We start from the raw sequence: 12,232 nt of genomic DNA, 5'->3' as shown, positions 1-12,232 counted from the left end.
GATTCCGGTGATCGCCCAAGGCCCGATCTTCCGGGGCGCTGGTGCGGCAGGTGGCGGTCCCCACATACCGGGCTGCGGGGGTGCCGGCCACTGCTGCGACGCGCCATGGGGCGGGGCAGGAGGCTGGGGCGGCTGGTGGGGCGGCGGAACCGTCACGGGTTGGGGCGTCCTCTCTCAGAACTTGGTGTTTTGTCAGCGTGTGCCACTGGGCATTATCGATGCTCATCGATACAGGTGAGATGTGCCTGACGCCAGGTCGGAGGGCTCACCGGTCACGCTGTAGGACGCCAGCGGCGGACTCCACGCGCTGCTCGCCGCCTACGCCGGGCTGCACCAACTCGGCCCAGTGGCTCCCGGTATCCGGCGCCGGCATGGTCGTCGCGGAATACCGCACCGGCGACACCACGACCCGCGGCCTCCTTGCACCCCTCACCCACCCGGCCACCGCCACCGCCACCACCATTCGGACCCCAGCCATGGGAATGGTGCCCCGGGCCGGCGTCGTGGGCTGCCGGGCAGCTTCTGGTCCTCGAGGACGTCGATTACCGTCCCGCATACTTGCTCCCCGGCGGCGCCATCGACACCGACGAAGCACCCTCGCAGGCCGTGGCGCGCGAGGTCCACGAGGAACTCGGCCTCACCCGCCGCTTCTCCCGCGCCCTGGCCGTCGACTGGGTGCCCCCCACCGCCCCTGGCTACCCGAAGGGGTTCCCCGGCGAGATGATCTACGTATTCGACGGCGGGACCCTGGCCGAAAACGACTTCGCCAGAATCCGTCTGCGGAGCGGGAAGTCACCGGCGTCCGCTGTGCCGAACCAGCGCTTCTCCCCCACCACATGAGCCCGGGCAGCGCCCGGCGCACCCTGGCCGCCTTCCGCGCGCGGATCAACGGCAGCGGCCCCGCAGTCCTCGAAGACGGCCGTCCCCTCGCCCCGACATGCCTGGACGACCTCGAGGTGTTGCGGACCCCGCGCAAACCCCAGCTCTGGCCCTGGCACACCGGCCCCGTGCCAACCACCGGCTCGGCCTGCCTGCCCGGCGGAACGGTCGAGCCGGCTGATCACGGAAGTCCGGCACGAACGCTCCAGCAGGAGGCGTGGGAGGAGGCCCGGGTGCGTATCAGCGATCCGCTCTACGTCGGCTACCTCCACGACGACACCAACGGCCGGCGCTGTGTCCGGGCCCGGTACGCGGCCGTGATCACCGATTGGGAACCGCCGAGCCGCGACGAGGCCACCGGCCGGACGTACACCCGGCTCCTGGCCACGCCCGAGCAAGCCGCACAGCATTTCGACTGGGGCGGCGAGGCCGCACCTCAACTGGCCGCCGTCCGCGCCGCCCGGGAGAAGCTCGGCATTCCGGCTCCTCCTCGGCAACCGCTCACAGGCCTCCCTCCGCGTCGGCCCTCCCCCGGTCCCGCGGCTCAGTAGGACTACGTGGCCAGAAGGAGCCTGAAGGACGGCTTCGCGGTGGTCGGGGACACGCAGTTCCTCCCCGGCTACTCGGTCCTCCTCGTCGACGACCCTGGCGTGCAGCGCCTCACCGACCTGCCGAGGCAGCTCCGACAGGCCCAGCTCAGACCAGGACGCGTAACCGATGTCCGTGGCGCCGGTTGCCGCCCAGTACCAGCCCGGGAAGTTGCGCTGTCCCCGGTATGACGGCAACCCACGAACCTGCTCCGCAAGCTCGAAGCCGACCGGCCACACCTCAAGGGGCCCTCGGCGCAGCTCACCAGGGGCTGCCACATACTCCAGCCAGAAGTCTTCCGTGTCCACAGATTGGCTCGCCATCAGCGAGAGGGGTCGCCCGGCGAGGGAAGCATGCATAACCCGGCTCGTCGTTCAGGGCATGTCCGATTCCTTCAAGATGCGCCTTGACCTGCGTGGTTGCATGGTCGTCATGGGCACAGACATCGGATTTGCTCTCCAGCCGGGTCAGCCGGGATACGACGAGGCGCGGCTGGGGCTGAACAGGGCGGTCGAGTCGCGGCCGGCCTATGTGGTCGAGGCGGCCTGCGACCAGGATGTAGTGGCCGCTGTGGGGCTGGCCATAGAGCAGAAGCGGCCTGTGGGGGTGCTGGCCACAGGGCACGGACCGGCTCTGTCCGCCGACGGGGCTGTGCTGGTCAACACGCGCCGGATGGACGGCGTGAGGGTAGACGTGGCCCGCGCGACGGCGTGGATCGAGGCAGGGGCGCGCTGGCGGCAGGTGCTGGAGCGGACTGCCCCGCACGGGCTGGCCCCGCTGAACGGCTCGAGTCCCAATGTGGGCGCGGTCGGGTACCTGGTGGGCGGCGGCGCGGGGTTGCTGGGCCGCCGCTTCGGTTTCGCTGCCGATCACGTGCGGCGGCTGCGCCTGGTCACCGCCGATGGCCGGTTGCGTGAGGTGACGGCTGAGTCCGACTCCGGCCTGTTCTGGGCGGTACGCGGCGGGAAGGACAACTTCGGCCTGGTCGTGGGCATGGAAGTCGATCTTTTCCCGGTTTCGCGGCTCTACGGAGGCGGGCTCTATTTTCCGGGTGAGTCCACGGCTGAGGTGCTGCACGCCTACGCCGATTGGGTCCGGCATGTGCCCGAGGAGATGGCTTCCTCGGTGTTGCTGGTCCGCAACCCCGACCTGCCCGATATCCCGGAGCCGCTGCGCGGGCGATTCATCGCCCATCTCCGTATCGCCTACAGCGGCGACATGGCGGACGGCGAGCGCCTGGTGCGGCCGCTGCGCGACCTCGGCCCGGCTCTCCTGGACACCGTGCGGGAGATGCCCTACGCCGAGGTCGGCACGATTCACCACGAACCCACCTCCATGCCGTACGTCTCCTACGACCGCAACCTGCTGCTGAGCGACCTGACAGCCGATGCCGTCAACACCATCGTCGCCCTCGCCGGACCGGACACGGGGGCGCCGTACGTCACCGAACTGCGGCATTTCGGCGGCGCCTACGCCCGCCCGCCGAAGATCCCCAACTGCGTCGGCGGACGCGACGCGGCCTTCACCCTCTTTACGGGCACCGGCCCGGAAACAGAGAATCGCCGGCGCCGCGATGACCTGCTCGCCGGGCTGCGCCCCTGGAGCACTGGTGGCACCAACCTGAACTTCGCGGGCGTTGAGGACACCAGCCCAGCCCGTGTGCGCGCTGCCTACGCCCCAGCTGACTTCGACCGGCTGAGGGCCGTCAAGGCCCGCCACGACCCCGGCAACATGTTCCGGATCAACCACAACATTCCACCGGCGGAGCCTTCGGCATGAGCGTGCGATTGCGCCTGGCCGGCCCCGTGCCGGAGAGGAGGGGGTTGAGATGACCTCACGTGACGGATCGGACCTCACCGAGCTGGTCAATATCGGCCAGTCCGTAGCCCGGTACTTCGAACGTATCGGCATCACCAGGATCGCGCAGCTGGAGCACCAGGATCCGGTCGAGCTGTACGAACGGATGTCGGACGCCTCCGGCAAGCAGCTCGACCCCTGTCTGCTCGACACCGTCATGTCCGCCGTGGACCAGGCCGAAGGCCGGCCTGCCCGGCCTTGGTGGCACTACACCCCTCAGCGCAAACGGCTGCTGGCCCAAGAAGACCGTGAACCATTCAGCAGATCTGCGAGGGAAGAGGACCACACGGAATCAACGGCATGAGCACAGGGGAAGCCTGCGCATCAACGCAGCCGCTTCCCGAGCCGCGGGATGCCTGCCGGAGCTGGCGGTCGCCTTTCACGGCTCGGACGCCAATGGCGGTCGGTTTGTTCGCACCGTCGGTGGACGCGGCCGCTCGAACTACCGGCCGACCAGGTCGGTCAGCGGCTCTCCCGCCAGTTCGCGCACGTCCCGGGCAAGATGGGCCTGGTCCGCGAAGCCCGTGCGGGCCGCCGTCTCCGCGAAGGGAATGCCGGCGCGGGCCAGCGCGAGGGCACGTTGCAGGCGCAGGACGCGGGCCAGGGTCTTGGGGCCGTAGCCGAAGGCGGTCAGGGAACGGCGGTGGAGCTGTCGGGCGCCGAGACCCACCGATCCGGCGGTCGCCGTGACCGAGCGGCCGGCCTCCAGCGATGCCACGACCGCCCGCAGGAGCGGGTCGGGGGGTGGCGCATCGGCCGCGAGGCGCAGCGCCAATTCCTCAAGAGCAGCCGCCGGATCGGGCGCTCTATCGACGCGCTCGGTGAGGCGGCGTGTGCTGGAGGTGGGCCAGAGGTCAGCAAGGTCCACGCGCCGGTCGCGCAGCTGGTGCGCGGGGACGCCGAGCAGAGTCGGCGCGATTCCGGGAGAGAAGCGGACCCCTGCCCACAGGCCCCGTTCGCCGGGGCCGGGGCGGTACGCGGCCGTGTCGGGTCCGGGGACGAGTAGCCGGCCCTCGGTCCACAGCAAGTCCATGCAGCCGTCCGGCAGCACGGACGCCACCTCGCCATCACCTGAATGCCCGGCGGATCCTCGTGTCCACACAACGGCACCGGGCAGCTGGGATGCACGCTCTACGTACGCGGAGGACACGCTGCGAATCCTACGTCCAGCGGACGCGTTCCCCAGAGGCGATCATCTGCCACGTCCTCGAAGCGGTGGGCAAGCCCTCCTTCATGTGTACGGTGTCCGGCCGTCATGCCGGGAAGGCTATCCAGGCGATGGGTCGCGGCCCGCGTAAGAAGGAGGCGCGCGAGAACGCCTGCCGCGCCTGCTGGCCGTGCTCCCTGTGATCGCCGACCCGCCGCAGAAGGGCGCCGCAGGTGCGGAGGGCCCCAGCAGGCGGCGGAAGCGGAGTTGGCCGCCGCGCCGAACCTGTCGGGGCCCGACGCGGCCGAGCTGACGGCACGGTGGTGTGGCTGCCGGGCCAGGGCGCAGCGCTGGCCACGGATCCGGGGCGCGACAAGGCCCGCATGCTGCTGTACCGGCTGGACGCCTGAGGCTCAGGAATCGGGTGCCCTGCGGTCAGCCTGTCCGGCCGGACACGTGGTAGTAGCCACGCTTGCGGTGCGTCATCACTGACCCAGACCCAACAAGGCGCCCAGGCCAAGGACGCCGCCGAGGAGGCCGCTGGAGCCGGGGAGACGCTGCCGCCCCCGGGGGCGGCCGTCCGGGCAGACCCGGACAGGATCTGAACCGGCCTGAGACGGCGGCTTCCGAGTCGATCAGTTGTCGCTGATCGCTGCCAGGAGGCGGGTGGCTATACCGGTCGTGCTGCCGCCGTCGGGAGTGGCTGTGCCGTAGCCGTAGCCGTAGCCGTAGCCGTAGCCGTAGACGATGCGGCGGTTCAGGTCAGGTGTGGCGAAGGCTGCGCTGTGGTAGCCGAGGTCATCTCCCGTCTTGCCCCACATCACCGAACCGTCCGGCAGTGGGACGGACATCAGGACCGTGCTGAAGCAGGCAGTGCCCTTCTCGGGGCCGGTGTTGCAGTGGGAGCCGTCCGCGTAGGGCAGAGGTTTGCCGTTCGCGTCACGCGGCACGGTGAACAGTTCGGCGGCCTGGGCTGGGGGCAGGAGACGGCCGCCGAGGAGAGCGGTGATGAAACGGTCGAGGTCGGCGGTTGTGGAGATCATGCTGGACGGCAGGCCGCCTTGTTCATTGACGTCGACCTGCTCACCCCGGCTGGTCGGCACGTACCCGGGCACGTACGGGCCCGGTATCCGCGCGGTACGGGTCGGGGCGGAGGTCTCTTTCATCTTCAGGGGCACCAGAATGCGGTTGGCCACCTCGTGCTGGAAGGAGTGGCCGGTGAGTTTCTCAATGAGCTCGCCGGCGATGCGGTAGCCGAGGGAGTTGTACTCCTGCTTGGTCCCGGGGGTGAACCGCGGGCCCGGCCACTGCCGGCCCTCGGGCCGAAGCGTCTGTTGAATGACCTGGTCGAAGGTGTAGAAGCCGAAGCGGCCTTCGACGACCACCCGGCCCTCGGCGGAGAGCTGCAGCAGGATGACCGCTTCCATCGGCTTGGCGATGCTGCCGATCCGGAAGTGTGCCACCTGGGCCACGGCGCCGGCCATGACGTCGCCCGGGTGGACCGCGACCGCTTCGCGCAGCTCCGCGTCCAGGTGCGCGGGTGTCTGCGCGACCGGCATGGCCTGCGCAGATGCGCCCGCCGCCGGAAGTAATACGGCGGCCGCAGCGACCACGGCCAGGACTGAAGAGCGGCGCACGGGAACTCCGATGGCCGGACACGCCCTAACGGGCTGGTCGCTGTCGGATACGGACCGGCACACCTATCGGCTGCTGGCGCTGACATGAACGAGGCTCCCACCCGGGATGGCGGATTCCAGGGATCGTTGCAACACAGGTTGAAACTCAATTCCGGCCTGCGCTCGGGCAGTCGAGGATGCACGCGGAGCCGCGCCCCCTGGATGTGGCTTTGCGGGCAGCCCCCGCCTGCCTCATGCGAGGCTTGCGCTTCCCTCTCTTCAGAACCTCCCGCCTCACGTGCATACTGAGGGCCCGGAAGGCCACCCGGGGACACACGGCCTACGGTCCCGGCTCCTCCTCGGTCGGCACTCATGGGAATCATCGCGCGTTGCCCAAGTTCCGCACTCCTCAGGAGCCGTCTTGCGCATACCCAGATATGTCACCGCCGTCTGTGCCGCCGCCGCGGCGACGGTCTTGGCAGCCTCCCCGCCCGCGGCAGCGGAGACCGGCCCCTGGCAGGACAATTTCCTTCCCGCCATGGTCCATTCCATCCTCCGCCTCGACATCGATCCGCCGGGCGCCAATGACTGGAGCTGCCGACCCGGCGCCGCCCACCCGCGTCCGGTCGTCCTCGTACACGGCACCTACGAGAACCGCTACAACAACTGGGCTCGGATGTCCCCCGAGTTGAAGGCCCAGGGCTACTGCGTCTACGCCCTTGACTTCGGCGACACCGACGACGCCGGAGTGGCTCTCGCCCCCACCGTCAAGGGTTACGGAGACATCAAGAAGTCCTCCAAGGAGCTGGCCGCCTTCGTGGACAAGGTGCTCGCCGCCAGCGGCTCCGGCCAGGTGGACCTTGTCGGCCACTCCCAGGGCGGGACTCTGTCCCGCTGGTATCTCAAGGCCGACGGCGGCGCGAACACGAGCGACCCCTCGAAGAACAAGGTCAAGAAGATCATCCAACTCGGCGCGACCAACCACGGCACCACCATCAGCGGCATCGAGACACTCGCCGACAAGCTCCACATACTGGAGCCCGGGGCGAAGCCCCTGGGGAAGGCGGGCGTCCAGCAGTACGTGAAGTCCGACTTCATCAAGGAGCTCAACGCCGGCGGCGACACGGTTCCCGGGGTCGACTACACCGTGATCGCCACGAAGTACGACGAGATCACCACCCCCTGGCAGAGCACGTTCATGACGGCGGGCCCCGGAGCGACGGTGCAGAACATCACCTTGCAGGACGGCTGCTACGTCGACTTCTCCGCCCATCTGAGCATGACGTACAGCCCGCGTGCGATCGGACTGGTCAAACAGGCCCTGGATCCCTCAGCCCCGGCGGCTCCTTGCGTGCCGAGGGCGCCCGCCTTCTGATTCCGGCCCGACGGTCCGCCTTGGCCGATGACGTTCGTCGGTCGGCCGCCGGAGTCCTACTGGAACGCGGGCGGCCAGGTCCTCCAAGCCGGGGTGACATCGGGTCAGGCGGCGTCACGTCAGGCGGACACCGTCACCGGTTCTCACCGGGCCCGGCGTCGCCACCGTGGCCAGGGCGTCCAGGCGGTTGTCGTGTGCTCGTGCGACGGCTCGCAGGATCAGGGGTGAGTGCGGGAGGCCCTGCTGGGCCTCGTTGACCGTCACGCAGCGTTCGCTGGAGCGGACGAACTCCACTCGCAGGGTGTCGCCGATGCGTGCCGTGCGCCCGAACCATTCGTCCTCGGCGAACGGGCGGGTGCCCGGTGGGGTGCGGACCACGAGGTTCGGGCGGAAGCGGCGTTCGTCGACGGGGATGCCGGGGGCGGCCGCGCGCACCCAGTCGAGGGTGGCGGTGGTGAGCACGCTCAGGGGGAGCTGGTCGAAGTGGGAGACCGCATCCTCGCGGGCCAGTCCGACGTCGTCGCGGCCGAGGTAGTGACGGAGGTAGGCGTCCGGGTCGGGTACGGCCGTGCCGTGGGGGTCCAGGAGTTCGGGGCGGCCTGCCGGTCCGTCCGGGTAGCGGGAGCGGAGGTCCAGCAGGCCGGGCATGCGGCGGAAGCGGCGGGTGTTCTTTCCCGAGCCGAATCTGCCTTCGGCGTCCCGCACCGCGTACAGGCGGTCGCCTTCGAGGCCGCGCGGGCCGGCGTCCGCGCGCTCCAGCCGTTCACCGCCCGTCGATTTGATCGGATAGCGCCAAATGCGCTCGATGGTGCCTATCAGCTCTGTCATTCGATCGACGATATCTTGGATTCCTGCCCGATTCCGGGCAGAAAATAGGGAGTTCGCGGTTCCGGCAGTACAGTGACCGTCCATGATCACACTCTCCGCCCTGGGGTCCTTCGCCCTGATCGTGGGGCTCCTCACCCTCACGCCCGGCCTCGACACCGCGCTCATCCTGCGCACCGCCGCCCTCGGTCATCGCAGGCGCGCCTGGGGCGTGGTGCTCGGCATCCAGACCGGAACCCTCGTCTGGGGCGTGCTCAGTTCGCTGGGCATCACCGCCCTGCTGACCGCCTCCCACCTCGCCTACACGATCCTCCGCTGGGTGGGGGCCGCGTACCTGGTGTGGATGGGCTGCCGGATGCTGATACCGGCCCTGCGCCGGCGGGCCGGTGCGGAATCCGGCGCCACCGGGCCCGCCGGCAACACCGACGGAGCCAGTGACGCCGACGGAGCCAGTGACGCCGACGGAGCCGGTGACGCGGGCGCACCCGACGCCACCGGCGGTTTCCGGGCCGGCTGGCGGCGGGGTGTCGTGACCAACCTGCTCAACCCCAAGATGGGCGCCTTCTACGTGGCCGTCCTGCCGCAGTTCATCCCGGCCGGCGCCCCGCACGTGGCGACCGGCACCCTGCTGGCCGGCGTGCACATCGTGTTCGCCTCGCTGTGGGCGGCCGTCCTGATCGCCTTCGCGCGGGCGCTGCGCACCACCCTCCGGAAGCCCTCGGCGCGCCGGGTCCTCGACCGGATCACCGGCACCGTCATCGCCGCCTTCGGCATCCGGCTCGCCCTCGGCGACTGACGCGGCACGGCCCGCCCTGGCGAGCCCCGCCTACGGAACCGGGCACGTGAGCCGCGCCGGCATCCTCGTACTGATCAGGTAAGCGGTCTCGCGCTCCCGTGCGCAGGCGGAGTTGTAGTAGGAGACATGGCCGTTCACGTCCGTGACCAGCAGCCGGCTGCCGGCGATCTCCCGCTGGAGGCGGCGGCCGCCGGCCAGGGGCGTGGACGGGTCATGGGTGTTGGCGGCGATCAGGACCGGCGGCGCGCCGTGCACCGTCGTCGGCTGCCACGGGCTGGTCGGCTCGACGGGCCAGTCCGCGCAGCTGGCGGAGATGACCCAGCCCTCCACGGCCGCGCCCGTGCGCGGCGCGGCCTTGCGGGCCTGTGCGAGGCGGGCCGCCGCGTCGGCGTAGCCGGTGAACTGCGGCGGGAAGTCCAGGCAGGAGACGGCGGTGTAGGCGCTCCCCTGATCGCCGACGTAGCTTCCGCCTTCGACGAGGCCCGAGGCGTCGTTGCGCCGGTCCGCGGCGGCCAGGCGCTCGGCCAGCTTCGCCCACGCGTCGAAGCCCATGGCCTCCTCCAGCAGGCGGATGCGCACGAGCTGGTCAGGCAGGGCCATGCGGATCCAGTCGCCGTTGACGGCGGGCTGCCCCTTCGCGCCGGGCGCGGGGATCGGGGTGCGGTCGGCCCGGGCCACGACCCGGTCGTAGACCTTGCCCGCGTCTTCGCCGTGCAGGGCGCACGCGGTGTCCCGGGCGCACCACGCCACGAAGCGGTCGAACTCGCCCTCCATGACGGAGGCTTCCTCCAGCATGAGGCGGGTGGGCCCGGAGGCGTGGTCGAGGGGGCCGTCCAGCACCATGGCCCGGATCCGCTGCGGGAACAGCTGGGCGTAGGTCGCGCCGAGGTAGGTGCCGTAGGACACGCCGAGGTAGGTGAGGCGCCGCTCGCCGAGCGCGGCGCGGAAGGCGTCCATGTCGCGGGCGACCGAGGCGGTGTCGACGTGGCGGACGAGGTCGCCGTGGCGGGCCAGGCAGCGTTCGCCCCGGGCCCGGCTGCTCCGCTTCATCTCCTCGTACTCGCGGGGGTTCTTGGGCAGGACGACCTGGCCGGGGTCGAGCACCGGCCCGCAGTCCAGCGCCCGGCTGCCTCCGGTGCCGCGCGGGTCGAGGCTGACGATGTCGAACCGGTCCCGCAGCGGCCCCTTGAACAGCTTGTCCGCATACCCGTAGGCAAGCATGGTTGCGCCCTGCCCGCCGGGGCCGCCGGGGTTGAAGAACAGCGCGCCGACGCGGTGCTCCTGGTCGCGGGCCGGTACGCGGGCGACCTTGACGTCGATCTGCTCTCCGGCCGGAGTCTGCTCTCCGGCCGGCTTCGTCCAGTCGAGCGGTACGCGCATCGTGCCGCACTGGACGGGGTATCCGGCGGGTGCTTCGGCGCACGGCTGCCACGCGACGGGGGACGCGGGCGCGTCGGAGGGGGCGGGGGCCGGGGCCGCGTGGGCGGCCGGAGCGAGCGCGGTCGTCGCCAGTAAGGCCAGGGTGCTCAGGGCCACGCGGTGACGTGCGGCGCGCGGTGCGCGCCTGTGGTGAGTCTTCATGGGGCCATCCCAGCCCTGTTGCGATCACCCTGGCAAGCAGGCCGGTATAACAGCTGCATGGCACATATATCACGACGGCGACGGCGTTCCCTGGCACCGGCCCTGACCGCGGCGCTCGCCCTGACGACCCTTCTGGCCCCGGCCGCCACCGGCACGCACACGGCCGCGGCCTCAGCACGAACCCGGCCCGCGCCGGCCGCCACCGCCGGCGACCGCGCCGTCGTGACCGGCCTGGAGCGGTACGCCCACCCGCTGCGCAGCACCGAGCCGGGCGGGCCTTCGGCGGACCTGCGGGCGTTCGGGGAGCTGACCCGGGGCGCGGACATCGTCGGCCTCGGCGAGGCCTCGCACGGTTCGAGGGAAGTGTTCACCGTGAAGGAGCGGTTGTTCCGGCAGTTGGCCGAGCACGAGGGCTTCTCCGCGTACGCGATGGAGATCAGCTGGTCGGCGGCCACCCGCCTGAACACGTACCTGCGCACGGGCGAGGGTGACGTCCGGCAGATCATGCGCGAGGAGTTCCAGGACGGGTACGCCCTGCTGAACACCGAGGAACTCGCCCACCTGTTCGGCTGGATGCGTGAGCACAACCGCGCCGGCGGGCACCAGGTCCGGGTCGTGGGCCTGGACTACTCCGACGCCGACCCCGAACAGTACGAGCGCATCCTCACCTGGGCCGAGCACAACGAACCCGCCCTCGCCCCCGAGCTCCGCCGCCGCTACGCCGGGCTGCGCGCCCTGCCCACCGGGGTCGCCGCGCGCATGGCGGCGTACAACGCCCTGCCGCTCGCCGAGCGGAAGACGATGGCGAAGGACGCGGACGCCGCCTACCGGCTGCTGGACAAGGCCGGGAAGCAGGACCCGTGGGTGCTCCAGGAGGCCCGGGTCATCGCGCACATGACCGCGGAGTACACCGTCGACTGGAGCGACCCCGCCCAGGCGAAGGCCGCGAGCCGCCTGCGCGACCGGACCATGGCGGAGACCGCCGTGTGGTGGCAGCGGCAGACCGGCGAGCGGATCGTCGTCTCGGCCCACGACGGGCACGTCTCGTACGAGACGGTGATGCCCGAGGCCTACCCCGTCACGATGGGCGCGGACCTGCGCGAGCTCGCCGGCCGCAAGTACCTCGCCGTCGGCACGTCCCTTTACGGCGGCGACTACCGCGCCCGGGCGGCGACGGGCGGGGAAGGGACGTACAGCGTCGGCCCGGCGGCGCCCGGGAGCAACGAGTACACGCTCGACAAGGTGCGTCACCGCGACTTCTACGTCGACCTGCGGGCGGCCGGCCGCGACCCGGTCGTCAACGCCTGGCTGACCACGGCGCGCCCCACGTTCGTCATCCCCGGCCGCTACCCCAACGAGCCGTCGCCGCCGCTCGCGCTCGGCCGCGCCTACGACGTCGTGGTGCACCTGCACCACGTGCGGGCGTCCGTGTCGGTGGCGCGGCCGGAGTAGGCGCCTGTCGCTCTGTTACCCGTCACCGGACCGCATCCGGGAGGGCACCCGTCGTCTCGGCGAGGTCATCACGGAGGAGACGTACGCCGTCCGCGGCAGCGAGCGCGGCGCACTCC

General features: G+C 70.9%; 11 protein-coding genes and 1 pseudogene. 8 read left to right on the top strand and 4 right to left on the bottom strand.

The window, feature by feature from the left end:
* The first annotated feature begins 558 nt into the window (after positions 1 to 558).
* From PS271_RS27095 to PS271_RS27075, 5 genes and pseudogenes are all read left to right on the top strand, one after another.
* Complete coding sequence (locus PS271_RS27095) at positions 559 to 840, top strand: NUDIX domain-containing protein (RefSeq protein WP_398385422.1); 282 nt, start codon at positions 559 to 561, stop codon at positions 838 to 840.
* The gene (locus tag PS271_RS27090) at positions 837 to 1,430 is read left to right on the top strand and encodes an NUDIX hydrolase (protein WP_398385420.1); all 594 of its coding nucleotides are present in this window, start codon (positions 837 to 839) and stop codon (positions 1,428 to 1,430) included. The genes PS271_RS27095 and PS271_RS27090 overlap by 4 nt, the downstream gene beginning before the upstream one ends.
* Positions 1,431 to 1,445: 15 nt before the next feature.
* A pseudogene (locus tag PS271_RS27085) lies at positions 1,446 to 1,565 on the top strand (diadenosine tetraphosphate hydrolase); the annotation flags it as partial.
* A gap of 283 nt (positions 1,566 to 1,848) precedes the next feature.
* Positions 1,849 to 3,246: an FAD-binding oxidoreductase gene (locus PS271_RS27080; protein WP_398385418.1), complete on the top strand. Its 1,398-nt coding sequence runs from the start codon at positions 1,849 to 1,851 to the stop codon at positions 3,244 to 3,246.
* Between the two features lie 49 nt (positions 3,247 to 3,295).
* Positions 3,296 to 3,628 carry a helix-hairpin-helix domain-containing protein gene (locus PS271_RS27075; protein ID WP_398385417.1) on the top strand — a complete coding sequence of 111 codons (333 nt, stop codon included), beginning with the start codon at positions 3,296 to 3,298 and terminating at the stop codon, positions 3,626 to 3,628.
* 138 nt (positions 3,629 to 3,766) lie between these two features.
* Here the strand turns inward: PS271_RS27075 and PS271_RS27070 are convergent, their stop codons facing one another.
* The gene (locus PS271_RS27070) at positions 3,767 to 4,483 is read right to left on the bottom strand and encodes a helix-turn-helix domain-containing protein (RefSeq protein ID WP_398387086.1); all 717 of its coding nucleotides are present in this window, start codon (positions 4,481 to 4,483) and stop codon (positions 3,767 to 3,769) included.
* 623 nt (positions 4,484 to 5,106) lie between these two features.
* Positions 5,107 to 6,030 (bottom strand): serine hydrolase domain-containing protein, encoded by a 924-nt coding sequence (locus PS271_RS27065; RefSeq protein ID WP_398385415.1) that lies wholly within the window; start codon positions 6,028 to 6,030, stop codon positions 5,107 to 5,109.
* A 595-nt stretch (positions 6,031 to 6,625) separates the two neighbouring features.
* Here PS271_RS27065 and PS271_RS27060 point away from each other — a divergent pair.
* On the top strand, positions 6,626 to 7,462 hold the full coding sequence (locus PS271_RS27060) for an esterase/lipase family protein (protein WP_398385413.1): 837 nt from the start codon (positions 6,626 to 6,628) through the stop codon (positions 7,460 to 7,462).
* Positions 7,463 to 7,576: 114 nt separating this feature from the next.
* Here PS271_RS27060 and PS271_RS27055 read toward each other — a convergent pair whose 3' ends face one another.
* Positions 7,577 to 8,290, bottom strand: a complete 714-nt coding sequence (locus PS271_RS27055) for an MOSC domain-containing protein (protein WP_398385411.1) — start codon at positions 8,288 to 8,290, stop codon at positions 7,577 to 7,579.
* A gap of 82 nt (positions 8,291 to 8,372) precedes the next feature.
* Here PS271_RS27055 and PS271_RS27050 point away from each other — a divergent pair, with 82 nt between their 5' ends.
* Positions 8,373 to 9,083 (top strand): LysE family translocator, encoded by a 711-nt coding sequence (locus tag PS271_RS27050; protein WP_398385409.1) that lies wholly within the window; start codon positions 8,373 to 8,375, stop codon positions 9,081 to 9,083.
* Positions 9,084 to 9,113: 30 nt separating this feature from the next.
* Here the strand turns inward: PS271_RS27050 and PS271_RS27045 are convergent, their stop codons facing one another.
* Positions 9,114 to 10,664 carry an alpha/beta hydrolase gene (locus PS271_RS27045; protein WP_398385408.1) on the bottom strand — a complete coding sequence of 517 codons (1,551 nt, stop codon included), beginning with the start codon at positions 10,662 to 10,664 and terminating at the stop codon, positions 9,114 to 9,116.
* 57 nt (positions 10,665 to 10,721) lie between these two features.
* Between PS271_RS27045 and PS271_RS27040 the strand changes: the two genes are divergently transcribed.
* Entirely contained in the window at positions 10,722 to 12,116 is a 1,395-nt protein-coding gene (locus tag PS271_RS27040) for an erythromycin esterase family protein (protein WP_398385406.1), read from the top strand.
* Positions 12,117 to 12,232 lie beyond the last annotated feature (116 nt).

The organism is Streptomyces sp. SCA2-17 (genome assembly GCF_044336695.1).
Note: the sequence above shows the minus strand (reverse complement) of the source record. Positions and strands in the feature narration are given on the sequence as shown.

Excerpts from the sequence above, each read along its gene's own strand:
- PS271_RS27090 (WP_398385420.1), top strand. The coding sequence starts at position 837 with ATGAGCCCGGGCAGCGCCCGGCGCACCCTGGCCGCCTTCCGCGCGCGG.
- PS271_RS27080 (WP_398385418.1), top strand. The coding sequence starts at position 1,849 with ATGTCCGATTCCTTCAAGATGCGCCTTGACCTGCGTGGTTGCATGGTC.
- PS271_RS27075 (WP_398385417.1), top strand. The coding sequence starts at position 3,296 with ATGACCTCACGTGACGGATCGGACCTCACCGAGCTGGTCAATATCGGC.
- PS271_RS27065 (WP_398385415.1), bottom strand. The coding sequence starts at position 6,030 with ATGCCGGTCGCGCAGACACCCGCGCACCTGGACGCGGAGCTGCGCGAA.
- PS271_RS27060 (WP_398385413.1), top strand. The coding sequence starts at position 6,626 with ATGGTCCATTCCATCCTCCGCCTCGACATCGATCCGCCGGGCGCCAAT.
- PS271_RS27055 (WP_398385411.1), bottom strand. The coding sequence starts at position 8,290 with ATGACAGAGCTGATAGGCACCATCGAGCGCATTTGGCGCTATCCGATC.
- PS271_RS27050 (WP_398385409.1), top strand. The coding sequence starts at position 8,373 with ATGATCACACTCTCCGCCCTGGGGTCCTTCGCCCTGATCGTGGGGCTC.
- PS271_RS27045 (WP_398385408.1), bottom strand. The coding sequence starts at position 10,664 with ATGAAGACTCACCACAGGCGCGCACCGCGCGCCGCACGTCACCGCGTG.
- PS271_RS27040 (WP_398385406.1), top strand. The coding sequence starts at position 10,722 with ATGGCACATATATCACGACGGCGACGGCGTTCCCTGGCACCGGCCCTG.